This is a genomic window from Klebsiella sp. CN_Kp088 (assembly GCF_040064335.1).
Taxonomy (GTDB): domain Bacteria; phylum Pseudomonadota; class Gammaproteobacteria; order Enterobacterales; family Enterobacteriaceae; genus Klebsiella; species Klebsiella aerogenes.
This window is the reverse complement of record NZ_JBEAIQ010000023.1, coordinates 209,793-233,512: the sequence shown is the minus strand read 5'-3', so window position 1 is coordinate 233,512 and position 23,720 is coordinate 209,793. Positions and strand designations below refer to the sequence as shown.

General features: G+C 56.3%; 21 protein-coding genes and 1 pseudogene. 10 read left to right on the top strand and 12 right to left on the bottom strand.

Going from position 1 to position 23,720, the window contains the following annotated elements; translation table 11 throughout:
- Window positions 1-39 precede the first annotated feature (39 nt).
- On the bottom strand, window positions 40-675 hold the full coding sequence (locus ABLV08_RS14340) for a helix-turn-helix domain-containing protein (RefSeq protein ID WP_021464500.1): 636 nt from the start codon (window positions 673-675) through the stop codon (window positions 40-42).
- Between the two features lie 215 nt (window positions 676-890).
- Here ABLV08_RS14340 and ABLV08_RS14335 point away from each other — a divergent pair, with 215 nt between their 5' ends.
- Both ABLV08_RS14335 and ABLV08_RS14330 read left to right on the top strand, forming a co-directional pair.
- The gene (locus ABLV08_RS14335; protein WP_015365759.1) at window positions 891-2,867 is read left to right on the top strand and encodes an alkyl sulfatase dimerization domain-containing protein; all 1,977 of its coding nucleotides are present in this window, start codon (window positions 891-893) and stop codon (window positions 2,865-2,867) included.
- A 141-nt stretch (window positions 2,868-3,008) separates the two neighbouring features.
- Window positions 3,009-3,431, top strand: a complete 423-nt coding sequence (locus ABLV08_RS14330) for a universal stress protein (RefSeq protein WP_032708738.1) — start codon at window positions 3,009-3,011, stop codon at window positions 3,429-3,431.
- Here ABLV08_RS14330 and ABLV08_RS14325 read toward each other — a convergent pair.
- Window positions 3,428-4,339, bottom strand: coding sequence for a LysR family transcriptional regulator (locus ABLV08_RS14325; protein ID WP_015365757.1), 912 nt, complete (start codon window positions 4,337-4,339; stop codon window positions 3,428-3,430). The genes ABLV08_RS14330 and ABLV08_RS14325 overlap by 4 nt on opposite strands.
- Before the next feature lie 124 nt (window positions 4,340-4,463).
- Here ABLV08_RS14325 and ABLV08_RS14320 point away from each other — a divergent pair, with 124 nt between their 5' ends.
- Together ABLV08_RS14320 and ABLV08_RS14315 are read left to right on the top strand one after the other, a co-directional pair.
- Window positions 4,464-6,275: an adenine deaminase C-terminal domain-containing protein gene (locus ABLV08_RS14320; RefSeq protein ID WP_063402433.1), complete on the top strand. Its 1,812-nt coding sequence runs from the start codon at window positions 4,464-4,466 to the stop codon at window positions 6,273-6,275.
- A 2-nt stretch (window positions 6,276-6,277) separates the two neighbouring features.
- Window positions 6,278-7,621, top strand: a complete 1,344-nt coding sequence (locus ABLV08_RS14315; RefSeq protein WP_020078310.1) for an NCS2 family permease — start codon at window positions 6,278-6,280, stop codon at window positions 7,619-7,621.
- On the opposite strand, the gene ABLV08_RS14310 is transcribed toward ABLV08_RS14315, so the two are convergent.
- Window positions 7,611-8,510: a LysR family transcriptional regulator gene (locus ABLV08_RS14310; protein WP_348855975.1), complete on the bottom strand. Its 900-nt coding sequence runs from the start codon at window positions 8,508-8,510 to the stop codon at window positions 7,611-7,613. The two genes, ABLV08_RS14315 and ABLV08_RS14310, sit on opposite strands and share 11 nt — an antisense overlap.
- A gap of 183 nt (window positions 8,511-8,693) precedes the next feature.
- Between ABLV08_RS14310 and ABLV08_RS14305 the strand changes: the two genes are divergently transcribed.
- Window positions 8,694-9,011, top strand: coding sequence for an RcnB family protein (locus ABLV08_RS14305; protein WP_015365753.1), 318 nt, complete (start codon window positions 8,694-8,696; stop codon window positions 9,009-9,011).
- Entirely contained in the window at window positions 9,004-9,456 is a 453-nt protein-coding gene (locus ABLV08_RS14300) for a GNAT family N-acetyltransferase (protein WP_032715595.1), read from the top strand. The genes ABLV08_RS14305 and ABLV08_RS14300 overlap by 8 nt, the downstream gene beginning before the upstream one ends.
- On the opposite strand, the gene apbC is transcribed toward ABLV08_RS14300, so the two are convergent.
- Complete coding sequence (apbC, locus tag ABLV08_RS14295) at window positions 9,453-10,562, bottom strand: iron-sulfur cluster carrier protein ApbC (RefSeq protein WP_015365751.1); 1,110 nt, start codon at window positions 10,560-10,562, stop codon at window positions 9,453-9,455. The two genes, ABLV08_RS14300 and apbC, sit on opposite strands and share 4 nt — an antisense overlap.
- A gap of 151 nt (window positions 10,563-10,713) precedes the next feature.
- Between apbC and metG the strand changes: the two genes are divergently transcribed.
- Window positions 10,714-12,747, top strand: coding sequence for a methionine--tRNA ligase (gene metG / locus ABLV08_RS14290; protein WP_348855978.1), 2,034 nt, complete (start codon window positions 10,714-10,716; stop codon window positions 12,745-12,747).
- Between the two features lie 138 nt (window positions 12,748-12,885).
- On the top strand, window positions 12,886-13,350 hold the full coding sequence (locus ABLV08_RS14285) for a YehR family lipoprotein (protein WP_015365748.1): 465 nt from the start codon (window positions 12,886-12,888) through the stop codon (window positions 13,348-13,350).
- 43 nt (window positions 13,351-13,393) lie between these two features.
- Here ABLV08_RS14285 and ABLV08_RS14280 read toward each other — a convergent pair whose 3' ends face one another.
- From ABLV08_RS14280 to ABLV08_RS14270, 3 genes are read right to left on the bottom strand one after another with little or no spacing between them, the layout of a single operon-like run.
- Window positions 13,394-13,861, bottom strand: coding sequence for a DUF1456 family protein (locus ABLV08_RS14280; protein WP_015706088.1), 468 nt, complete (start codon window positions 13,859-13,861; stop codon window positions 13,394-13,396).
- 53 nt (window positions 13,862-13,914) lie between these two features.
- Entirely contained in the window at window positions 13,915-14,634 is a 720-nt protein-coding gene (gene btsR, locus ABLV08_RS14275) for a two-component system response regulator BtsR (RefSeq protein ID WP_015365746.1), read from the bottom strand.
- Window positions 14,628-16,316 carry a sensor histidine kinase gene (locus ABLV08_RS14270; RefSeq protein WP_015365745.1) on the bottom strand — a complete coding sequence of 563 codons (1,689 nt, stop codon included), beginning with the start codon at window positions 16,314-16,316 and terminating at the stop codon, window positions 14,628-14,630. The genes btsR and ABLV08_RS14270 overlap by 7 nt, the downstream gene beginning before the upstream one ends.
- A 199-nt stretch (window positions 16,317-16,515) precedes the next feature.
- Between ABLV08_RS14270 and ABLV08_RS14265 the strand changes: the two genes are divergently transcribed.
- Both ABLV08_RS14265 and ABLV08_RS14260 read left to right on the top strand, forming a co-directional pair.
- Window positions 16,516-17,247 (top strand): MerR family transcriptional regulator, encoded by a 732-nt coding sequence (locus ABLV08_RS14265; RefSeq protein WP_015365744.1) that lies wholly within the window; start codon window positions 16,516-16,518, stop codon window positions 17,245-17,247.
- 59 nt (window positions 17,248-17,306) lie between these two features.
- Window positions 17,307-17,420, top strand: coding sequence for a protein YohO (locus ABLV08_RS14260; RefSeq protein ID WP_015365743.1), 114 nt, complete (start codon window positions 17,307-17,309; stop codon window positions 17,418-17,420).
- Here the strand turns inward: ABLV08_RS14260 and ABLV08_RS14255 are convergent.
- From ABLV08_RS14255 to bglX, 5 genes and pseudogenes are all read right to left on the bottom strand, one after another.
- A complete protein-coding gene (locus ABLV08_RS14255; protein WP_015706090.1) occupies window positions 17,395-18,132 on the bottom strand; it encodes an ABC transporter permease in 738 nt (245 codons plus the stop codon). The genes ABLV08_RS14260 and ABLV08_RS14255 overlap by 26 nt on opposite strands.
- Window positions 18,119-19,064: pseudogene (locus ABLV08_RS14250) on the bottom strand (ABC transporter ATP-binding protein); the annotation flags it as partial. The pseudogene ABLV08_RS14250 and the gene ABLV08_RS14255, both read right to left, overlap by 14 nt.
- Window positions 19,057-20,214 (bottom strand): ABC transporter permease, encoded by a 1,158-nt coding sequence (locus tag ABLV08_RS14245; RefSeq protein ID WP_020078302.1) that lies wholly within the window; start codon window positions 20,212-20,214, stop codon window positions 19,057-19,059. The gene ABLV08_RS14245 and the pseudogene ABLV08_RS14250, both read right to left, overlap by 8 nt.
- 6 nt (window positions 20,215-20,220) lie before the next feature.
- Window positions 20,221-21,135, bottom strand: coding sequence for an ABC transporter substrate-binding protein (locus tag ABLV08_RS14240; RefSeq protein WP_020078301.1), 915 nt, complete (start codon window positions 21,133-21,135; stop codon window positions 20,221-20,223).
- Window positions 21,136-21,281: 146 nt separating this feature from the next.
- Window positions 21,282-23,579: a beta-glucosidase BglX gene (gene bglX, locus ABLV08_RS14235; protein WP_348855974.1), complete on the bottom strand. Its 2,298-nt coding sequence runs from the start codon at window positions 23,577-23,579 to the stop codon at window positions 21,282-21,284.
- Window positions 23,580-23,720 lie beyond the last annotated feature (141 nt).

The following is a 23,720-nucleotide window of genomic DNA, read 5'->3' as shown; positions in this document are numbered from 1 at the left end:
GCTCCCGCGGCGCCCGGTCGCGGGAGTTTTCCCTCTCTGCTAGTAGGCTTCCGGCAATGGTCGGTCGATAGAAACCAGTTTGCCGCGCTTCATCGTGATATAGCCCCCGGCTTTCAGATCCGCCAGCACCCGAAAAACATGCGTGCGCGACAGATTAGTGCGCTTAATAATAAACAGCGCCAGGCCTTCGTTTTCCCCCTGATGGGTACTCTGGCGATAAAGATAACGAAACAGCATCGGCCTGATGGTCTGATAGCTGGTCATCTGCCGGCGTTCGTTATGAAGATCGATAGTAAAAATCGACATATAGGTCAGAATGATCGCCAGCTCCTGCACGCGTTCAGGGCCGCCGTGTAAAAAGATTTGGTCAAAGACATCATAAGTGACTTTAACCAGCTTCACCGCCGCGCTGCTGATATATTCAAACTTCGCCAGCGGGCAGTACCTTTCCATAAGCCCTATCGGCATATACTCAATGGAATTACCAATATGAAGGCCATTATCCGGCATTAATATTGACAGCGAACCTTCAGTGCAAAAATAAATATATCCTGGCTGAATTGCTAATTTTTTATTAGCCGCAACCGTCAGGGCTTCCCCTTGCGCAATTATTTGCGGAAAAAAGGCATCAATGTTGAGTTGCTGATAATAGCTATGGATATCCTGAAAATTCACGCTCTGCCCCTTGCTGCGCCGTCTGCTGTGGTATCGAGTATAGCAGCGAAGTGATAGCAGATTCGAGGGTGATTATTTCTTTGATAATGACCAGTCCCATATGGGACTATCAACGCAAAGTATTCGCTTTAAAATGGCCAGTAATTAGTCCGCATTTGAATTATCCGCTGATATTAAACATTGATAGCGGAACAAATAATCTAAGAGGCCATGCAATGAAATTAAATCAGATCGCTAAACATCTGGCTCTGGCCGGTGTTTTAACTTCGCTGTCGCTTTCCGCCTTCGCTGCCGCCCAGCAGCAGGACGCCACCCCGGCAACTCAGCAGGCAAATAACGCGCTGTACAACAAACTGCCGTTTGCCGATAAAACTGATTTCGATAACGCGCATAAAGGTTTTATCGCCGCGCTGCCGCAGACCATGATTAAAGGCGAGCAAGGCAACGTTATCTGGAACCCGGCAAAATATGACTTCGTCAAAGAAGGTGAAAAAGCCCCGGATACCGTTAACCCGAGCTTGTGGCGCCAGTCACAGCTGATTAATATCGGCGGCCTGTTTAAAGTCACCGACGGTGTTTATCAGATCCGTAATCTCGATCTCTCCAACATGACCATCATCGAAGGCGAGAAAGGGATCACCGTTATCGACCCGCTGCTGAGCGCCGAGCCGGCGAAAGAAGCGATGGATCTCTACTACGCCAACCGCGGTAAAAAGCCGGTTGTCGCCGTCCTGTTCACCCACAGCCATGTTGACCACTACGGCGGCATCCGCGGCGTGGTTGATGAAGCCGACGTGAAGGCTGGCAAAGTAAAAATCTACGCCCCGGCCGGATTCATGGAAGAAGCGGTTTCCGAGAACATTATGGCCGGTACCGCGATGAGTCGTCGCGCCAGCTATATGTACGGCAACCTGCTGAAGCCTGACGCCAAAGGCCAGGTCGGCGCTGGTCTTGGCACCACCACCTCTGCGGGTACCGTGACGCTGCTCCAGCCGACCAACTACATCACTAAAACCGGCCAGCAGGAAGTGATTGATGGCCTGACCTACGACTTCATGATGGCGCCAGGTTCCGAAGCACCGTCGGAAATGCTGTGGTATGTCAAAGAGAAGAAAATGATTGAAGCGGCAGAGGATGTTACCCATACCCTGCACAACACTTACTCGCTACGCGGCGCGAAGATCCGCGATCCGCTGGCCTGGTCAAAATATATTAACGCCGCTATCGACCGCTGGGGCAACGATGCTGAAGTCATTATCGCTCAGCACCACTGGCCAACCTGGGGTAATGACAACATTATCAAGCTGATGAAAGGTCAGCGCGACATGTATCGCTACATCAACGACCAGACCCTGCGTATGGCCAACGAAGGCCTGACCCGCGATGAAATCGCCGCTAACTTCAAGCTACCGGAATCGCTGGAAAAACAGTGGTCGAGCCGCGGTTATTACGGCTCCGTCAGCCACGATGTGAAAGCGACGTACGTTTACTACCTCGGCTGGTTCGATGGCAACCCGGCGACCCTCGACGAGCTGCCGCCGCAACAGGCTGCGAAGAAGTTCGTTGAATACATGGGCGGCGCCGATGCCATCATGCAGAAAGCCAAAGCCGACTATCAGCAGGGGAACTACCGCTGGGTGGCGCAGGTGACCAGTAAAATCGTCTTCGCCGACCCGCAGAATGCCGATGCGCGTAACCTCGAAGCGGATGCCCTGGAGCAGTTAGGCTACCAGGCGGAAGCCGGTACCTGGCGCAACTTCTACCTGACCGGCGCGCAGGAACTGCGTAACGGCGTACAGAAGCTCCCGACGCCTAACACCGCCAGCCCGGATACCGTTCGTGCAATGACTCCGGAGATGTTCTTCGACTACCTGGGCGTACATATCAACGGCCAGAAAGCCGGCGCGGCAAAAGCGGTCTTCAACATCGATCTTGGTAAAGATGGCGGTAAGTACAAGCTGGAACTGGAAAATGGCGTGCTTAACCACACCGCTAATGCGGTAGCAGACAACGCTGACGCCAGTATTACTCTGAACCGCGATACCCTGAACAAGATCATTTTGAAACAGGAAACGCTGAAGCAGGCTGAAGATAAGGGCGACGTCAAGATTAGCGGCAATGGCGCTAAGCTCGATGAAATGCTGAGCTACATGGACAAATTTGAATTCTGGTTCAACATTGTCACCCCGTAAGCGATAATCGCTGAATCTCCCTCGCGCCCTTTCTGGCCGCGGGGGATTTTTTTATCCATTCGCCTCGCATGTTCTGATTTGCGTTCCCCTCGCCGCAGGCCCAAAATGAGTTCAGGACTGTTTTATTGCGCGGAGGTATATATGACCGTTTATCACCATGCGCTGGTACTGATTAATAGCAGCCTTGATGGTGTTCCGTTGCTACAACACGCCGCCAGGATGGCGCAGGAAAACGGGATGCGGATTACCATCGCCCACATCAGCACCGACTACCGGGCGCTTAATTACGTGTCCGACAGCCTGCAGAATGATGAAGTATCGCAAGAGGTCATTCAGGCCAAAGTCCTGCTCAACGAGCTGGCGACGACCGTCGCCCTGCCGGTACAGACGCTATCGCTGGTGACGACCCGCCGTTTTGCTGATGTCGAAGAGTGCGTACAACAACGCCATATCGATTTAATTATCGCCGGACACCATAACCGGCTGCTGGGGGTGCTGTCCTCGCACTCGCTGGAGTACATCAACCATTTGACGGTGGACGTACTGATAAAGCACCTGCCCTAGCGCAATGCGGACTGTAACAGAGAAAAACACTCTTCGATTAACGGTGCAAGCGCCTGCGGCCCACGCATCAGGGCCACCGTCCGCGTGAGCGCCGGCTGCTGCAGTTGCGCCACCTTTAACGCCGGATCGTGCAAATAGGTCGTATACAGCGCCGGGAGAATGGCCACCGCCAGCCGCGAACGTACCAGCCCATAAAGGGTTTCGATATAGTCTACCTGGTAACGCGTCGTTAAGGTCAAACGCTGGCTTTCCACCAGCGCCGCCACCAGCCGCTGAATATTCCCCTTTGAGAAAACGGCAATATCACGGCCTACCAACTGCTTCCACGGTAAATTTGGCTGCGCAGCGAGCGGATCGTCGCGGTGCAGTACCACCACGAACGGATCCTCGCGCAGCGGATAAACCAGTAGCTCAGCTGGTAGCGAACTGTCGATCGCGCCGATACCAAAATCAATCTCACCGCTTTGCAGCGCCCGCATTAACGCATCGTTGGTCTGGTCATGAAATTCGATGCGCAGACGCGGAAAGGCTTGCGCCAGAGTCTGCGGCAGCAGCGGAAACAGCAGCGAGCTCACCGACGGCACCAGCCCGATACGTACCGTACCATCGCCGCCCGCTTCCACGATCTGCTGCATATCAAAAAAAGAAGCCTGGGCCACGCTCAGTATCCGCTGGGCATGGGGTAAAATCGCCGCCCCCAGTTCCGTCAGAGTCACCGCCGAGGCGGTACGATTGACCAGCTTGCCGCCGATCACACTTTCAATCTGCCGTAGCGCACTGCTGAGCGCCGGTTGGCTAATCGCCAGCCGATTGGCGGTATCGGTAAAATGGCGCAACTGAGCCAGGGTCACAAAATACTGCAGTTGTTTCAGTGAGAGCGCGGGCAGACGTTGCCAGGGTTCGTTCATTGTCAGGTTCGCTACCAATGGTCATACAGAATAACCCGAGCTTATCGGGCGATAAATTTATTCATCTGGGCAAACGTTTGCTGTGCCCATAGAGTATCCGCATTATCCTTGTGGTGGAGTTGTTATGTCCAGCAATGCTGAAGTCCGTCGTCGCGCCGTGCAGGCCGCACGCGGCGAATCCCCGTTTGATCTGTTGCTCGTCGATGCGCAGATCGTCGATATGGCCACTGGCGAAATCCGCGACGCTGACGTCGGCATCGTTGGGGAAATGATTGCCAGCGTGCATCCGCGCGGCAGCCGCACCGACGCCCATGAAGTGCGCTCGCTGCAGGGAGGCTATCTGTCGCCTGGCTTGATGGACACCCACGTACACCTTGAAAGTTCGCATCTTCCGCCCGAGCGCTACGCCGAAATCGTCCTGACGCAGGGTACCACCGCGGTGTTCTGGGACCCACATGAACTGGCCAACGTGCTCGGCGTCGATGGCGTGCGCTACGCGGTTGATGCCAGCCGCCACCTGCCGCTACAGGTGATGGTGGCCGCGCCATCCAGCGTCCCCTCTACGCCAGGTCTCGAAATGTCCGGCGCTGATTTCGCCGGCGCTGAAATGGAAACTATGCTTGGCTGGCCGGAAGTACGCGGCGTAGCGGAAGTGATGGACATGCATGGCGTGCTGAACGGCAGCGAACGGATGCAGGAGATTGTCCAGGCCGGGCTTAACAGCGGCAAACTGATTGAGGGCCATGCCCGTGGGCTCAGCGGCGCCGATTTACAGGCGTATCTCGCCGCCGGCGTCACCTCCGATCACGAACTGACTTCAGCGGCCGATGCGCTGGAAAAACTGCGCGCCGGGCTGACTATCGAAATTCGCGGCTCGCACCCCTATCTACTGCCCGATATCGTTGCGGCGTTAAAAACGCTGCCGCATCTCTCCTCGCAAATCACCGTCTGCACCGATGACGTACCGCCGGATATGCTGCTGGAGAAAGGCGGCATTATCGCCCTGCTCAACCTGCTGATTGCACACGGTTTGCCAACGGTCGATGTGCTGCGTTTCGCCACCCTCAATGCCGCTATTCGCCTGCAGCGCAACGATCTTGGGCTAATTGCCGCGGGGCGACGTGCGGATCTGGTGGTGTTTGATTCGCTGGAGAAACTCGAGGCTCAGGAGGTCTATGTCGGCGGCAAACTTATCGCTCGTAACGGTCACCTGCTAACCCCCCTTGCCGCCGCGCCCGGCGTGACGCCACCGCGTGATACCTTGCAGTTAGCCCCCCTCGATGCAGAAGATTTTATTCTGCGAATTAAGGGCATTCGCCATGGTGTCGCCCGCCTGCGCCACATCAGCGGCGCGCGCTTCACGAAATGGGGTGAAGTAGAAGTACAGATCCGCGACGGCGAAGTACAACTGCCCGCGGGCTTTAGCCTGATTTGGGTGAAGCACCGCCATGGCCGCCATCAGGCAACGCCGCAAATCGCCCTGCTCGAAGGCTGGGGCGAGCTGCGTGGCGCCATTGCCACCAGCTACTCGCATGACTCACATAACCTGGTGGTGCTCGGGCGTGATGCGAATGATATGGCGCTGGCGGCAAATCAGTTGATCGCTTCCGGCGGCGGAATGGCGCTGGCGCAACAGGGCGAGATCCTGGCCCATGTGGCGATGCCGATTGCCGGCATGCTCTCCGATCTTCCCGCCGCCGAGCTGGCGCGGCAGTTCCGCGAGCTGCGAGATTTAAGCAGTAAAGTCGCCGACTGGGAGCCGCCATACCGGGTATTTAAGGCGATTGAAGGCACCTGCCTCGCCTGTAATGCCGGGCCGCATCTAACCGATTTGGGTCTCACCGACGGCGGCAGTCGCCAGATAGTTGACCCGTTGATAGCCTGCCGGGAGACTCCGGCGCCAACTCATCACAACAATAATCCTCAGGGAGCCTGAGCATGGCCGATAACACACTTCATACTTCTGCCCGTAGCCACTGGCTGGAGCGCCGCTTTGCGCTGCACTCACGGGGCGGTTCGCTACGCACCGAATGCCTGGCCGGGATCACCGGCTTTCTCGCCGCCGCCTATTTACTGGTGGTTATTCCAGGACTGCTGGCGATTGGCGGAATGGATAAAGGCGCCGCCACCACCGGCACCATCCTGGTCTTTGTCGCCGGTTCGTTATTAATGGCGTTTTATGCCAACCTACCGTTTATCGTCGGTCCGGGCATTGGCGGCTCGGTACTGGTGGGGGTGACGCTGGCGGGCAGCGAAGGTATTGGCTGGCAGATTGGCCTCGGGATTGCCTGCTGGTCGGGGATCCTCTTCTTCCTGTTGACCCAATTCGGCCTGCGCGAAGTGGTCACCCGCTCGGTACCGCAATCAATTAAGCTGGGGCTGACGGCCTCGATCGGGTTATTCGTTGCGGTGCTCGGCTTTCGCAATGCCGGGCTGGTGCTGGCGAATGCCAAAACCAACGCCCTGATGCTCGGTGATTTTCTTGCCCCCGGCGCGCTGGTGGCGCTGTGCGGCCTGTTTTTGGCGATAGCGCTACAGGCGCGTAAAGTGCCAGGCGCGATATTGTGGGCTATTCTTTTCGCCACCCTGGTGGGTATTCCATTCGGCGTGACAAAGCTACCGGACAGCTTTATTGATGTTCCTCACTCGCTGGCTCCGGTGTTCGGGCAAATCGATCTGTTGGGGGCATTAAATATCGCCTTCCTGCCGTTCCTGTTCGTCTTTTTCGCGTCCGAGTTTTTCTCGACCATGGGTACGACGCTGGCGGTCGGCGGCGAGGCGGGCTTACTGGATGAAGAAGGCAACATGCCGCAGATTAATCGCCCGTTTATGGTCGATTCGATTGCCGCCGCGCTGGGCCCGTGGGTCGGTATTCCGGCGGCCACGGCGCTGATTGAATCATCCGCGGCGGCGGAAGCCGGCGGCAAGACCGGCCTCACCGCGCTCTCGGCGGCGGTGATGTTCCTGCTGATGTTGCTGTTTACGCCGGTGGCGCTCATGATCCCTAAAGAGGCCACCGCGCCGGCGTTAATTTTGATAGGCCTGAACATGTTTAGCGGCCTGCGCAAAGTCGATCTGGGGAACTTTACCGACGGACTGCCGGTGTTAATGATGGTGATGATTACGCTAATCGCCAACAGCTTCGGCACCGGTATTGCCGGCGGGCTGCTGTTTTACATTGTCATTAAAGCAATCGCCGGCAAGTGGCGTGAAATTCCGATTGGCCTGTGGGTGCTGGCGATCCCGCTAATCTATTACTTCGCGACCTTAGTTAAGCACTAAGCGCTTCACAATGTGATTTCACCTCTTGATATAACAAACGCACCGCGGCAGAGAGCTGTTTGCGGTGCGGACAAATCATGTTCAGCGGCGTTAAATCGCCCTGAAAGTCCGGCAGCAACCGCACCAGACGCCCTTCCCGCAGGTCGTCGCTGACATCAAGAAACGATTTATAAGCGATCCCCACCCCGGCTACCGCCAGCCGACGGATCACCTCCGCATCATCGCTCATAATCGCGCCGTTCATCTCCACGGTATGCACTTCATTACCTGAAATCAGCGGCCAGCGGTCAAAAGGGCGGCCGCGTAATACGTACAACAGCGCGCTGTGCCGGGATAACTCCTCCAGACTACTGATTTGACCGTGGCGGGCAACCCACTGCGGTGAAGCTACCAACACCCGACGGTTTTCCGGCGCGACGGGCAGCGAGATAAACGAAGCGTCTTCGTGGTAGCCGTAGCGAAAAGCGACATCCACCGGATCTTTAAACACGTCGGTCAGATGATCGGAAAAGTGCAGCCGCAGGCGCAGCGCCGGGTGACGTTCGCGAAAAGCGCAAAACACCTTGAGCAGCAGGTTACGTCCAAGATCGGATGGCACGGCGATTTGCAGCGTGCCGCGGACTTCATCCCCCGGCGCCTGAATTTTCTGTAACCCGGCCTGTAGGGTATCAAGCATCTGGGTGGCGTAGGGCAGCCAGGTTTCGCCCTCCGGGGTCAGGCGCAGGCTACGGGTCGAACGAGCAAAAAGGCGAATGTTGAGCGTCGTCTCCAGGCGTTTTATCGCCGCGCTGACCTGCGCTGGCTGCTGCCCCGCCTCCCGTGCCGCCTCGCTAAAACTGCCTAACGCCGCCGCGCGGACAAATAAGGTCAGATCTTCCAGCCTGAACATGCCAAGTCTCCCCTGCTTCAGAATGCTCCCAAAATAGCGATTTACCGCCTAACAACGCAAGCGGGACAAGACTTCAGCCGTGTTTTGCTTACACTTTTTAAAAAACCAGTGCTTGCCATTTCAGCAGCGCTTCAGGAATGATACGAGGCTGCTATTTTGAGTCCAGGTAATATTGAGGAAAATATGCGTAAAACAAAAATGATGCTTCTGGGCGTACTTCTTGCCAGCGCCAGCGCAAGCTGGGCGGCGCCGGCCTCCGGGATTGAACAGTATGCGATGAAAGAATTCACCGCTGATTTTACCCAATTTCATATTGGCGATACCGTGCCGGCGATGTACCTCACTCCAGAGTACAACATCAAACAGTGGCAATTGCGTAACCTGCCCGCGCCGGATGCCGGCAGTCACTGGACCTATATGGGCGGCAACTACGTTCTGATCACCGACACCGAAGGCAAGATCCTGAAAGTGTATGACGGCGAGATCTTCTATCATCGCTAAGTCCTCGACGCAGGCGCAATTGCGCATTCGCCCCGGTCGCGCCAGCGACTACCCTCGCCTGCGTCAGCTGTTTCTTGACGCGCGTCTTGCCTCATGGACATGGCTTAACGGCGATCAATGGCGGCTGGAAGATTTTGATGCCGTGGTGCAAGACGAACAGCTATGGGTCGCCGAATGCGGCGATGTGCTGGCAGGATTCGCCTCGGTGTGGGTTATCGACAACTTCCTGCATAACCTGTTTGTGGATCCGCAGTGGCAGGGAAAAGGCGTCGGTAGCCTGCTGCTGGAACAGGTTCAGCGCTCATTCAAGCGCAGTGGTACGCTGAAGTGTCTGTCTCGAAATGAAAACGCCCTGCGCTTCTACCAGCATCACGGCTGGAAACTCGAAGCCCAGGGCGCGTCTCCTGACGGAGATTATTGGCTGATGCGTTACACCCAGCCTTAAACGGCGCGGAAGGCGATCTCGCTCGGGATAACCTCGCCCTGCCAGTACATCTGCGCCGCCACGCGTCCCGCCAGCTGGCGGTAGATATCGGTAAACTCGCTTTCCGGACGCGCAATAACCGTCGGCGTGCCTTTATCCAGATCTTCACGCAGCGTGATATGCAATGGCAACTGGCCTAGCAACTGAGTGTGGTACTTCGCCGCCAGCTTCTCGGCGCCGCCGGTGCCAAAGATAGGCTCGTGGTGGCCACAGTTGCTGCAGATATGCATGCTCATGTTTTCCACGATGCCTACGACCGGCACTTCTACTTTCTCAAACATCACGATGCCTTTTTTGGCGTCGATCAGCGCGATGTCCTGCGGCGTCGTCACCACCACCGCGCCGGTTACCGGAATGTTCTGCGCCAGGGTCAGCTGGATGTCGCCCGTTCCCGGCGGCATATCCAGCACCAGGTAATCCAGATCCGGCCACAGCGTCTCCTGCAGCATCTGCATCAGCGCCTTGCTGGCCATCGGGCCGCGCCACACCATGGCGTTGTCATCGGTCACCAGATATCCGATGGAGTTCGTCGCCAGGCCATACTTCATAATCGGCGCCATATGGGTGCCGTCCGGTGATGTCGGGCGGCTGTCTTCCGCACCAAGCATGGTCGGAATCGACGGGCCATAGATGTCGGCATCAAGGATACCCACTTTGGCCCCTTCCGCCGCCAGCGCCAGCGCGAGGTTGACGGCGGTAGAGGATTTTCCCACCCCGCCTTTACCGGAACTGACGGCGATGATGTTTTTCACGCCATTAATACCCGGCTGGTTTTTCACCCGCTTCAGGGTGGCGATACTGTGAGAGAGCTTCCAGTCGATGGCTTTCGCGCCGGTGATACGCAGCAGCTCGGCGCTGCATTGCTCCTTCAACGCCTCAAACGCGCGGGTCCAGACGAACGGCATTTGGATCTCGATATGCACGGTATCGTCAAGCCAGGCGACATGGTGCAGCGCCTTTAGCGTGGTGAGGTTATGTTTCAGGGTTGGGTGCTGGAAATTAGCCAGAGTCCCGGCGACCATCGCGCGTAGACGTTCGGGGGATTTGGCCTGGGATTGCGAACTCATCCCGACTCCTTTGTTATTGTGAGTTGATTCTTGTCCGTTAAGTTTACCTGAAAGGGAATAATTCCCCCACAATAAGCTTTGGGCTTACCAAATTATTGCCTTTCAGGTAACATCAAAAGCCCTTTTTACAACAGAAGATGTAATGCCCACTATGACTCAAGTCGCGAAAAAAATTCTGGTAACGTGCGCGCTGCCGTACGCCAACGGCTCTATCCACCTCGGCCACATGCTGGAGCACATCCAGGCTGATGTCTGGGTCCGTTACCAGCGAATGCGCGGCCACGAAGTCAACTTCATCTGCGCCGACGACGCCCACGGCACCCCGATTATGCTGAAAGCGCAGCAGCTTGGCATCACCCCGGAGCAGATGATTGGCGAGATGAGTCAGGAGCATCAGACCGATTTTGCCGGTTTCGATATCAGCTACGACAACTATCACTCGACGCACAGCGACGAGAACCGCGAGCTGTCGGAGCTTATCTATACCCGTCTGAAAGAAAACGGTTTTATTAAAAACCGCACCATCTCTCAGCTCTACGATCCGGAAAAGGGCATGTTCCTGCCGGACCGTTTCGTCAAAGGTACCTGTCCGAAGTGTAAATCCCCGGACCAGTACGGCGATAACTGCGAAGTCTGCGGCGCCACCTACAGCCCAACTGAGCTCATCGATCCGAAATCTGTAGTATCCGGCGCGACGCCGGTGATGCGTGAATCTGAGCACTTCTTCTTCGACCTGCCGTCCTTTAGCGAAATGCTGCAGGCGTGGACCCGCAGCGGCGCGCTGCAGGAGCAGGTGGCGAACAAAATGCAGGAGTGGTTCGAATCCGGCCTGCAACAGTGGGATATTTCCCGTGACGCGCCGTACTTTGGCTTTGAAATTCCCAACGCGCCGGGCAAATACTTCTACGTCTGGCTGGATGCGCCGATCGGTTACATGGGTTCCTTTAAGAATCTATGCGACAAACGCGGCGACACCACCAGCTTCGATGACTACTGGAAGAAAGATTCCAGTGCCGAGCTGTATCACTTCATCGGTAAAGATATCGTGTACTTCCACAGCCTGTTCTGGCCGGCCATGCTGGAAGGCAGCAATTTCCGTAAGCCGACCAACCTGTTCGTTCACGGCTATGTCACGGTAAACGGCGCCAAGATGTCCAAATCACGCGGTACCTTTATCAAGGCCAGCACCTGGCTGAACCATTTCGACGCCGACAGCCTGCGCTACTACTACACCGCTAAGCTCTCTTCGCGCATTGATGATATCGACCTGAACCTGGAAGACTTTATCCAGCGCGTTAACGCCGATATCGTTAACAAAGTGGTGAACCTGGCTTCGCGTAACGCCGGCTTTATCAATAAACGCTTTGACGGCATGCTCTCTGCTGAGCTGGCTGACCCGGCGCTGTATAAAACCTTCACCGATGCGGCTGCCGCTATCGGCGAAGCGTGGGAAAGCCGCGAGTTCGGTAAAGTCATCCGCGAAATTATGGCGCTGGCCGACGTCGCTAACCGCTATGTCGACGAGCAGGCGCCGTGGGTGGTGGCCAAACAGGAAGGCCGTGACGCCGACCTGCAGGCAATCTGCACCATGGGGCTGAACATGTTCCGCGTATTGATGACCTGGCTGAAGCCGGTTCTGCCGGGGCTGAGCGCGCGCGCTGAAGCGTTCCTCAACACCGAGCTGAGCTGGGACGCCATCCAACAGCCGCTGCTGGCGCACAAGGTTAACGCTTTCAAAGCGCTGTACAATCGCATTGAGATGAAACAGGTCGAAGCGCTGGTGGAAGCCTCTAAAGAAGAAGTTAAAGCCGCCGCCGCGCCGGTGACTGGCCCGCTGGCCGATGATCCGATCCAGGAAACTATCTCCTTTGACGATTTCGCCAAGGTGGATATGCGCATCGCGCTGATTGAAAACGCCGAGTTCGTCGACGGTTCCGATAAGCTGCTGCGCTTGACTCTCGATCTCGGCGGCGAGAAGCGTAACGTCTTCTCCGGCATCCGCTCCGCCTACCCGGACCCGCAGGCGCTCATTGGCCGCCTGACGGTGATGGTCGCCAACCTGGCGCCGCGTAAAATGCGCTTCGGCATCTCCGAAGGGATGGTGATGGCCGCCGGCCCTGGCGGGAAAGATATCTTCCTGTTAAGCCCTGACAGCGGCGCACAGCCGGGTCAGCAGGTTAAATAACCTCCGTAAAAGCGCTGCTCCGGCAGCGCTTTTTTATTCCCTTCACGCCTTCTGTTGCGACAACGCGCAATAGCCATAATAATCATTACTGTCTGCTCCTCTCTGGACGCGCAATACCACTCAACATAGGGAATCGTGATGAAATTTAACCGCAAGATGGCTGGCGTGCTGGCCGTATCTGTTCTGCTGGCGGCCCTCGCCGGCTGCGATAATAAAAAAGAAGAGAGTAAAACCTTTGCGCTGAATACCAACGGCGTCGAACTCAGCTTTACCTACCACTATGACGGCGACAAAGTATTGCGTCAGGATGCCGACAACACCATTCCCTATAAATCGATCGGCGCCGAAAATAAAGAACAGGCGCGGGCCATTATTGAGCCGATTAGCAGCGTGTATCGTAATCTACAGGGCGTAGAACAGACCATCGACTATAAAGATTCCTATGCGCTTGAGCATCTGACCGTGGATTTTAGCAAAGCGAAAATCAGCGAGCTGTGCAAACTGCCGGGCTCGATGTTCACCGACTGCTCACAGCAGTTTGTTTCACTATCGGTGTCAACTAAATTGCTGGAATCGCAGGGTTTTAAAGAGGTGAAGAAGTAAAGAGGTGCAGGGCCCGGGCGCAGGCCCGGGTCAAGTCAGGCGCTTAGCCTTTGGCGTGCTCGCGTTCGGTAAGACCGCGCAGGAAATAGCGCAAAAACTGATCGCCGCATTCGCGGTAGTTTTTGTGGTCCGGCGCGCGCATCATGGCCGTGATTTCCGGCATCGACACGCGGAATTTTTGCTGAGTCAGGATCGCCAGAATATCGTCGGTCTTCAGCGAGAAAGCGATACGCAATTTTTTCAGTACGATATTGTTATTCACCCGGCGTTCAACCGCCAGCGGCGGCGCCGATTCGTCTTTGCCGCGTTTGTCGTAAATCAGGCCATTGAGAAAATTCGACAGCACGACATCCGGGCAGCGCGCAAACCCTTCTTCGTCTTCTTTTTTCAGCCAGGGTACCAGTTGTTCCGCACTCACCGGCGCATCCGCCAGCGCAAAGATGCGTACCAGACCGTTATTATTCGTTTTCAGGGTGTAGCGCAAGCTACGTAAAATATCGTTACTGATCATAATGCCTTCATGATGAAAAATGCTGGCGCTAAGTCTACCATGATTCCGCGTTTTTACAGACCAATCGCCTCTTTCAGGCTTTTCAGATAGCGGCGGCTGACCGGCACCGTTTGCCCGGCGCGCATTAACAATTCCGCCTGCCCATTCTCCTCAAGGCGGATCTCCTTCAAATGCGCCATGTTAACGAGATATTGACGGTGGCAGCGCAACAGCGGCGTACGGCTTTCAAGCGTACGCAAAGTCAGTTCGGTAAACCCTTCTTTGCCTTCGCTATCGGTGACGTAAATCCCGCTCATCCGGCTACTCACAAAAGCCACATCTTCCATCTGCAGCAACCAGATGCGGCTGTGACCGGTGCAGGGAATGTACTTCAGCGCCTGCCGGGCATCATCCAACAGGGATACATCCTGCAGGCTGCGCTCCTGGCGCAGGCGGCTCAGGGTTTTCTCCAGCCGGGCGTTTTCGATCGGCTTTAGCAGATAATCAAAGGCGTGCTCTTCAAAGGCCTTCACCGCATATTCATCGAAGGCGGTTAAAAAGACGATATAAGGACGATGCTCTGGATCGAGCATACCAACCATCTCCAACCCACTGATGCGCGGCATTTGAATGTCCAGAAACAACACGTCGGGACGCAGCTTATGTACCGCGCCAATGGCCTCGACGGCGTTGCCGCATTCGCCGACGATATCAATATCGCTTTGCGCCTCCAGCAGAATGCGCAGATTTTCCCGCGCCAGCGGCTCATCATCGACGATTAAAACTTTTAGCATGCATTCTCCTCCAGAGGCAGTCGCAGCGTAATGCGGGTAAAATGTTCCGCTTCGCAAGCGACGCTAATTCCGCAGTCGGCGCCGAAGCGCGTACGCAGTCTTCTGTCCACCAGGCTCATTCCGAGCCCGCTGGCATTAGGGTTATCCCGATACAGCCCGGCGTTATCTTCCACATCCAGCTGTAACCAACGCTCATGCTGACTGGCTCGAATGGTAATTTCGCCCACGCCAAGATGCTGAGAAGTGCCGTGCTTGATCGCGTTTTCGACTATCGGCTGTAACGTAAACGCCGGTAGCTGCAGATGTTCAAGCGATGCAGGAACCTGCATACGTATCTGTAAATTATCCTGGAATCGCGCCTTCTCAATTTGCAGATAGGCATTCACATGTTCAATTTCGTCCGCCAGGGTGACGATCTCCGTTGGTCGCTTCAGATTTTTGCGAAAGAAGGTTGATAGATACTGCACCAATTGTCCGGCCTGATCGCTATCGCGGCGAATCACTGCCTTCAGCGTGTTCAGGGCATTGAACAAAAAGTGCGGGTTGACCTGAGCATGTAGCAGCTTAATTTCCGACTGGGTCAGCAACGCCTTCTGCCGTTCATACTGACCGGCAAGGATCTGCGCCGACAGTAGCTGGGCGATCCCCTCCCCCAGCGTACGGTTAATTGAGCTGAACAAGCGGTTTTTCGCTTCATATAGCTTAATGGTGCCAATAACCCGTTGATTCTCACCGCGCAGCGGAATGACCAGCGTCGAGCCCAGTTTGCATCCAGGGTGAATTGAACAGCGGTACGGCACCTCGTTGCCGTCGGCATAAACCACTTCGCCGGTATCAATCGCCCTTTGCGTATAGGATGATGAGATCGGCTTACCTGGTAGATGGTGGTCATCGCCGATGCCGGTAAACGCCAGCAGCCGCTCGCGGTCGGTAATGGCTACAGCGCCGATATCCAGTTCCTGAATCAGCACCTGAGCCACCTTCATACTATTCTCTTCGTTGAATCCCTGACGCAGGATCCCCTCGGTAGAGGCCGCCACTTTCAGCGCGGTGGCGGAAAAAGCCGAGGTGTATTTTTCAAACATCGCCCGCTTATCCAGCAGAATACGCATAAACAGCGCGGCGCCGACGGTGTTAGTGACCATCATCGGCGCGGCGATACTCTGTACCAGGTGCAGCGCATCCTGAAAGGGTCGCGCAATGAGCAGGATTATCAGCATCTGTACCAGTTCAGCGAAAAAGGTAATCGCCCCGGCGGTAAGCGGGCTGAACACTTTATCCGGGCGACCGCGCCTAATTAAGATGCTGTGCACCAGGCCACCGAGCAGACCTTCGACAATGGTCGACACCATACAGCTTAACGCCGTCATACCGCCCAGCGAATAGCGATGCAGGCCCCCGGTCAGCCCCACCAGGCCGCCGACCACCGGGCCGCCGAGCAGGCCGCCCATCACTGCGCCAATAGCGCGGGTATTTGCAATAGAATCTTCGATATGCAGACCGAAATAGGTCCCCATAATGCAAAAAATCGAGAAGGTGACATAGCACAGCAACTTATGCGGCAAACGCACGGTGACCTGCATCAGGGGAATGAACAGCCGCGTTTTACTCATCAGCCAGGCGATGACCAGAAACACGCACATCTGCTGGAGCAGCAGCAATACCAGATCGAACTCGTACATACCCGCAAACCACACAACCTTTGAAAGCGCGTAACATACACTGACCGCCGATAACTTTCTTTGAAGCGATACAAGAAAATGCTAAATCACGGCGACGATCACACTTCTCACCGTCTCGTCGCGGCCAAAAAGAACAAAAAATGAACAATTGATAAACCCCTTCTACAGTTAAATCAGGAGAACACGGCGGGAGGGGAAAATGGCGCTGTATACGATAGGCGAAGTGGCTCAGCTTTGTGATATCAATCCCGTGACGCTGCGAGCCTGGCAGCGACGTTATGAACTTATTAAACCGCAGCGCACCGATGGCGGTCATCGATTATTCAATGACAATGAAATTGAGCGTATTCGCGAAATTAAGCGCTGGATTGATGCCGGCGTACAGGTCAGCAAGGTAAAAAACCTGCTACCTGACCGCGAAGAGGATGCTGAAGACGGCTGGCGCGAACAGCAGGAGATATTGCTCGGTTTTCTACAGGAAGGTCATTACCAACGCTTGCGCCTATGGCTAAAAGAGCGCAGCCACAGCTATTCCGCGCAAACGCTAGTCCATTACCTGATTAATCCGCTCCGCCACCGCCTGTTAAGCCCGCAGCCAACGCTACTGGCGCTGCGCAGCCTGCTCGACGGCATCTTGATCAATCATATCGCCCAATGTCTCGCCCATGCCTGGAAACGCCCCGGCCATCACGCAGTGGTGGTTGGCTGGAATACCGATGACACCACCCGACTGTGGCTGGAGGGCTGGAAAGCCTGCGAGCAAGGTTGGCGGGTCGACGTTGTCGCACATTCCCTGAACCAGATCCGTCCGCAACTGTTTCCTGACAGCACCCTACTGGTGTGGTGCCCCACACCGCCAGGTAGTCCACAGGCAGCACAGCTTCGCGATTGGGAACAGCGGGAAAACCTGATCTGGCTAAATAGCAATTAATGTTTCGTTAACACCAGCGCTTCACCGTATAATCCCTCCGTTAACAAAAGGAGCCTATCATGAAGCCTGCGAAAATCGCGGTCATTACCCTCTTCTTATGCATGGCCATCGGCGGGATCGGCGGCGTGATGCTAGCGGGTTACTCGTTTATTGTTCGCGGTGGTGTCGGCTGACCCACTGGTTTAGCCGTTCGAAAAAGCGATCGATGATGATCGCCGCCAGCGCTACCAGCAGCGCCCCCTGCAGCACGTAAGCGGTATTAAAGCCGCTGAGGCCGATAATAATTGGCGTGCCGAGCGTGTTGGCGCCCACCGTTGAGGCAATGGTTGCCGTACCAATATTGACGATGGCCGAAGTGCGGATCCCGGCCAGCATGACCGGGGCCGCCAGCGGCAGCTCCACTTTGCACAACCGCTGCCAGCCGCTCATCCCCATCCCCTCGGCAATGTTCAATACCCCAGGCGATATCGAACTTAATCCAGCCAACGTCCCCTGCAGCACGGGCAATATTCCGTACAGCGCCAGCGCGATAAGCGCCGGTTGCCAGCCGAAGCCCATCACCGGTACCGCAATCGCCAGTACCGCCACCGGCGGAAATGTCTGTCCCATGGCAGCAATGGTCTCCACCAGTGGACGAAACTCTCGTCCGGCGGGCCGGGTGACGATAACCCCGGCCCCGATACCGATAACCGTTGCGACAAGGCTTGATAACGCCACCAGCCAAAAGTGGGCCAGCGTCAGCGCCAGAAAACTCTCCTGCTGATAAACCGGGCGCGGCAGTTCCGGAAATAGCCAGCTAAACAGCGGCGCGCTATGGGGCAACACCAGCAGCAGCGCGATAAACAGCGCCACCAACCACAGCAGCGGATCGCGAAGCGCCTTCACGCCCCACCTCCATCACGTAACAAATCAGCAAAGTGCAACGTACCGCACGCTTCGCCCTGTTCATCAACCACCGGCAAAACGTCGCGACGGTGAGCGACAAACTGCGACAACGCCTCGCGCAACGTCATTGAGACGTTTAGCGCATCGCCCGCCAGCCGCTCATCCCGGCGTAAATAATCCCCGACGCCGCGTAGCGAGAGCAGCCGCACCCCTAGTTCACTGCGGCCAAAGAAGGTTTCGACAAAGGCGTTCTTTGGCTCCAGCAACATCTGTAACGGCTCTCCCTGCTGCACCACTTCGCCGCCGTCCATCAGCACCAGATGATCCGCCAGGCGTAGCGCTTCATCGATATCATGGGTGACGAGCACAATCGTGCGCCCAAACAGACGATGAATGCGCAGCATCTCCTGCTGCAGCGCTTCGCGGGTCACCGGATCCAGCGCGCCGAACGGCTCATCCATTAACAGCACCTCCGGGTTGGCCGCCAGCGCCCGCGCCACGCCGACGCGCTGCTGCTGGCCCCCGGAAAGCTGATGCGGGTAGCGATCGCGTAGTAGAGGCTCCAGGCCTAATAACGCCATCAATTCATCAACCCGCTCGGTAATTTTTGCGCGCGGCCACTTTTGCAACTGCGGCACGGTGGCGATATTTTGCGCCACCGTCCAGTGTGGAAACAGGCCAATTGACTGAATGGCGTACCCCATACGGCGGCGCAGCGCCAGCAATGGCTGTCGACGGATATCCTCGCCGGCGAAGCGTATCACTCCGCTATCCTGTTCCACCAGTTGGTTAATCATCTTCAGGGTGGTTGATTTTCCGGAGCCGGAAGTACCAATCAGCACCGAAAACGCCCCCTCGCGCAGATGCAGGTTGAGATCTTTCACCGCGGGTTGCCCGGCAAAGGCTTTATTCACCCCGTCGAACTCAATCATGCGTTTCTCCTTTTAGTAACGCGCTCCACAGTGCAAACACGGCATCCACAACTACCGCCAACGCAATCGTCGGAATGACGCCCAGCAGCACCAAATCCAGCGCGCTGCTGAGGAGCCCCTGAAACACCAAAGCGCCGAAGCCGCCCGCGCCTATCAACGCCGCTACCACCGCCATACCGACAGTCTGTACGCTGACCACCCGCAGGCTGCGCAACAGGACCGGCAGCGCCAACGGTAACTGAACCTGGCGAAAACGCTGGGAGCCGTTCATTCCCATTGCGGTTGCGCTTTCCAGCGCCTCGCGTGGTACCTGTTGCAGCCCGGTCACCACCCCGCGTACCAGCGGCAATAACGCATACAGCACCAGTGCGATTAGCGCCGGAGCCAGGCCGGTTCCGGAAATGCCAATTTTGCCCAGTAGCGGAAAATGGCGCGTCAACCCGGCCAACGGCGCGATCAACAAACCGAAGAGCGCCACCGAAGGAATAGTTTGAATCACATTAAGGAAGGTGAATACCGGCGCCTGCCAGTGCGGTCGCCGCCAGAGGGCGAAGCCTATCGATAGACCCAATAATAATCCGGGCAGCAACGTCCCGAACAACAACCACAGGTGCTGACGCAGCGCGTCATTAAAGACATCCTCACGGTTAGCATATTCTTTCAGCAATGAGAGTTGATCGAGCGACCCATGCCACAGCAGCAGGCACGGTAGCAGCCAAAGCTGCGCATTCAGCAGCCAACGCCATAAAGCATGCGGAGTCAGGCGGCGGATAGTATCGCTGGCGAGTAGCAGACATAGCGCCAGCGAAAGCCATAATCCGCTTCCGGGAGAGGTACGCGCCAGCGGGGAGCCCTGTTGCACCAGCTGTAGCGCGATGTCTCCGGCGCCCCACATTAGTAATGGCAGGAGCAAATCGGCAATAAGCAGGCTACCGAGCAGCGCCAGACGGCCTGGGATCCAGCACAATAACAACAACAGCAACGCGCCTGCCAGCTGCACCGCCGCCAGCCACGGCATCTGCGTCCATAGCCAGCGCGCTTCACCGGAAAGCAGACGATTAGGGGCATAAGTGACGAATGGCAGCGCCGTCACGGCCAACAGCAGTAGCGTGAGCAGCAGCGCCACGCGGTTATAACAACGAATAGTCACTCGTATTTACTTCAGCAGCCCTTTTTGTTGCAGGTAATCGGCGGCTACGCTCTTCGCGTCTCGCCCTTCAACGGCAATGCTGGCGTTTAATTTCTGCAACGTTTTTTCATCGAGGCTGGCAAACACCGGTTCCAGCCACTGCGCCATCTGCGGATACGCCTTCAGCACCGCTTCACGCACAACCGGCGTCGGGGCGTAAATAGGCTGTACGCCTTTTGGATCGCTCAGGGTTTGCAGCCCCAAAGCCGCTACCGGGCCATCGGTGCCATAGGCCATCGCCGCGTTTACGCCGGAGGTTTGCTGCGCCGCCGCTTTAATGGTCACCGCGGTATCGCCGCCCGCCAGCGACAACAGCTGATTCTGATTGAGCTTAAAGCCATAGGCTTTTTCGAACGCCGGGAGAGCATCGGCGCGCTCGATAAACTCCGCGGAAGCCGCCAGTTTAAAATCGCCGCCCTTCTGTAGATAGGCGCTAAGATCGGCCAATGAAGCAAGATGATTTTGCTCCGCCACTTCCTGTCGCACCGCGATAGTCCAGGTATTATTGGCGGGAGCCGGGGTCAGCCAGACCAGCTTGTTTTTTTCCGCGTCCAGCTTTTTAACTTTTTCATAGCCCTGTTTGGCGTTTTTCCACGCCGGGTCATTTTCATCTTTAAAGAAGAAAGCCCCGTTGCCGGTGTATTCCGGATAGATATCCAGCTCACCGGCGGTAATCGCTCCGCGAACCACCGGCGTGGTGCCAAGCTGGACTTTATTGACCGTTTTCACGCCGTGGCTTTCCAGTACCTGCAAAATGATATTGCCGAGCAGCGCCCCTTCCGTATCGATTTTCGAACCCACTTTCACCGGTTCCGCCGCCTGCAGCGGCAGGCTGACCAGCGCCACTAGCGCCAACGCGCCTGACCATTTCGTTGCCATCATCCTGCTTCCTTCTCTTCTTTTGCGCTCCGTTTACAGAAGCTTAAGAGAAAAGCGTAGTCCATTTGGCCGGCGAACGAAAAAAAAAGGCCGATTAATCGGCCTTTCAGGAGTAATACCCGGTTTATCCCCTTTCACAGGGCTATCGATTACAGCAACTCAAATTCGCTCTGCTTAACGCGGGCGGAATCCACCCCAATAAAGACGTTGAATTTGCCCGGTTCAGCAACGTATTTCATCTGCTGGTTCCAGAATTTCAGCGCTTCAACATCAATCGGGAAGCTGACGGTTTGCGTCTCACCCGGCTTAAGATTCACCTTCTTAAAGCCGCGCAGCATTTTCACCGGGCGGCTCATCGACGCGGTCACGTCCTGCAAATAAAGCTGGATCACCGTCGCCCCTTCGCGCTTGCCGGTGTTGGTCACCTGCACGCTGGCGGTCACGCTGCCGTCGCGCGGCATCGTTGGCGCCGACATTTTAACATCCGAAACGCTGAAGGTGGTGTAGCTCAGGCCATAACCAAATGGATACAGCGGGCCATTCGCTTGATCAAAATAACGCGAGGTGTATTTATTGGGCTTTTCCGGATTATACGGACGGCCGGTATTCAGATGGCTGTAGTAGGTCGGGATCTGCCCCACCGAACGCGGGAAGGACATCGGCAGCTTACCGGAAGGGTTGTAATCGCCAAACAGCACATCGGCGATGGCATGGCCGCCTTCAGTACCGGCAAACCAGGTCTCCAGCAGCGCATCCGCCTGCTGATCCTCTTTCACCAGCGCCAGCGGACGCCCGTTCATCAGCACCAGCACCAGCGGCTTACCGGTCGCTTTCAGTGCGCTAATCAGGTCGCGTTGGCTTTGCGGCAGGGTGATATCGGTCCGGCTGGAAGCCTCATGCGCCATGCCCTGTGCTTCGCCCACTACCGCAACAACCACGTCGGACTGTTTCGCCGCCGCCACGGCTTCATCGATCATCTCCTGCGGCGAGCGCGGATCGACCTGCACCGCTTTCTCATACAGGTTAAGGAAATCGACAATGCCTTTATCGTCGGTAACGTTAGCGCCTTTGGCATAAATCACTTTGCCTTTATCGCCCAGCGCTTCTTTAATGCCAGTCAGCACGGTGACCGACTGATCGGCCACGCCCGCCGCCGACCAGCTGCCCATCATGTCGCGCTTGCTATCCGCCAGCGCGCCTACTACGGCGATCGTGCCGGATTTTTTCAGCGGCAGCGTATCGAGACGATTTTTCAGCAGCACCAGGCTTTCTCGCGCCACTTCACGCGCCTCTTTACGATGCAGACGGCTTTCGGCGTTGGTGTCCTGCGGGTCGGATGCTTTCGGCCCCAGATGGCTGTACGGATCGTTGAACAGCCCCATATCATACTTGACGTTGAGCACGTGGCGGGTAGCGTCATCCAGTTCAGCCATCGTCACCTTGCCGGATTTCACCAGCCCCGGCAGATATTTGCTGTAGTACTCATCGCTCATGCTCATGTTGATACCGGACTTCAGCGCGACGCGCACCGCGTCTTCCGGGTCGGAGGCGACACCGTGTTTAATCAGCTCTTTGATGGCGCCATGGTCGGAAACGGTGATGCCTTTGAAGCCCCACTGGTCGCGCAGGACGTCTTTCAGCAGCCAGGAATCGGAAGTGGCCGGGGTACCGTTGAGCGAGTTTAGCGCCACCATCACCGCGCCGCTGCCGGCATCGAGACCGGCTTTATACGGCGGCATGTAGTCGTTGAACAGGCGCTGCGGGCTCATATCGACGGTGTTGTACTCTTTGCCGCCTTCAACCGCGCCGTAGGCGGCGAAGTGTTTAACGCTGGTCATCACCGAATAGCGGTCTGCCGGGCTCTTACCCTGCATCGACTCCACCATCGCTTTACCCATCACGGTGGTCAGGTAAGTATCCTCGCCAAAACCTTCGGAGGCGCGGCCCCAGCGCGGGTCGCGAGAGACGTCGACCATCGGCGCCCAGGTCATATTGAGACCATCGTCAGCCGCTTCATAGGCCGAGATACGTCCGACGGTATTCACCGCGTCGAGATTAAAAGAGGAGGCCAGGCCGAGGCTTATCGGGAAGACGGTACGCTGGCCGTGCAGCACATCGTAGGCGAAAAACAGCGGGATCTTCAGGCGGCTTAGCTGCATCACCTGATCCTGCATCACGCGGATATCAGGCCGGGTCACGGTATTAAAAATCGCCCCTACCTGACCGTCTTTGATCATTTCCCGGATCGCCTCTTTCGGGTTATCCGGACCGACGCTGATTAGGCGCAGCTGACCGATTTTTTCATCGACCGTCATTTTTTTCAGCAGTTCGCTAACAAACGCATCTCGCGCCTCAGGCGTCAGCGGATGGTTACTAAACAGTTCATCCGCCAGCGCGGGTTGCAGCGCCAGGCTCACGGCGACGCCAACAGTACACAACCATTTCATTATTATGTATCCCTCTTTGATTCGGTGCTAATAGCCCAGCGAAAACGCAGCAAAAACCGCAGTTTGCCATATATATAAACAACGCGCCCGTAGAATGCTAAGGTTCTTATCTGATTTATAGAAACATTCATACACCAAATT

Bases quoted from the DNA above. Each gene is read 5' to 3' on its own strand.
- ABLV08_RS14310 (WP_348855975.1), bottom strand. From the start codon at position 8,510: ATGTTCAGGCTGGAAGATCTGACCTTATTTGTCCGCGCGGCGGCGTTA.
- ABLV08_RS14240 (WP_020078301.1), bottom strand. From the start codon at position 21,135: ATGATGGCAACGAAATGGTCAGGCGCGTTGGCGCTAGTGGCGCTGGTC.
- btsR (WP_015365746.1), bottom strand. From the start codon at position 14,634: ATGCTAAAAGTTTTAATCGTCGATGATGAGCCGCTGGCGCGGGAAAAT.
- ABLV08_RS14285 (WP_015365748.1), top strand. From the start codon at position 12,886: ATGAAATTTAACCGCAAGATGGCTGGCGTGCTGGCCGTATCTGTTCTG.
- ABLV08_RS14305 (WP_015365753.1), top strand. From the start codon at position 8,694: ATGCGTAAAACAAAAATGATGCTTCTGGGCGTACTTCTTGCCAGCGCC.
- ABLV08_RS14330 (WP_032708738.1), top strand. From the start codon at position 3,009: ATGACCGTTTATCACCATGCGCTGGTACTGATTAATAGCAGCCTTGAT.
- ABLV08_RS14270 (WP_015365745.1), bottom strand. From the start codon at position 16,316: ATGTACGAGTTCGATCTGGTATTGCTGCTGCTCCAGCAGATGTGCGTG.
- ABLV08_RS14335 (WP_015365759.1), top strand. From the start codon at position 891: ATGAAATTAAATCAGATCGCTAAACATCTGGCTCTGGCCGGTGTTTTA.
- metG (WP_348855978.1), top strand. From the start codon at position 10,714: ATGACTCAAGTCGCGAAAAAAATTCTGGTAACGTGCGCGCTGCCGTAC.
- ABLV08_RS14265 (WP_015365744.1), top strand. From the start codon at position 16,516: ATGGCGCTGTATACGATAGGCGAAGTGGCTCAGCTTTGTGATATCAAT.
- apbC (WP_015365751.1), bottom strand. From the start codon at position 10,562: ATGAGTTCGCAATCCCAGGCCAAATCCCCCGAACGTCTACGCGCGATG.
- ABLV08_RS14315 (WP_020078310.1), top strand. From the start codon at position 6,278: ATGGCCGATAACACACTTCATACTTCTGCCCGTAGCCACTGGCTGGAG.
- ABLV08_RS14280 (WP_015706088.1), bottom strand. From the start codon at position 13,861: ATGATCAGTAACGATATTTTACGTAGCTTGCGCTACACCCTGAAAACG.
- ABLV08_RS14325 (WP_015365757.1), bottom strand. From the start codon at position 4,339: ATGAACGAACCCTGGCAACGTCTGCCCGCGCTCTCACTGAAACAACTG.
- ABLV08_RS14260 (WP_015365743.1), top strand. From the start codon at position 17,307: ATGAAGCCTGCGAAAATCGCGGTCATTACCCTCTTCTTATGCATGGCC.
- bglX (WP_348855974.1), bottom strand. From the start codon at position 23,579: ATGAAATGGTTGTGTACTGTTGGCGTCGCCGTGAGCCTGGCGCTGCAA.
- ABLV08_RS14320 (WP_063402433.1), top strand. From the start codon at position 4,464: ATGTCCAGCAATGCTGAAGTCCGTCGTCGCGCCGTGCAGGCCGCACGC.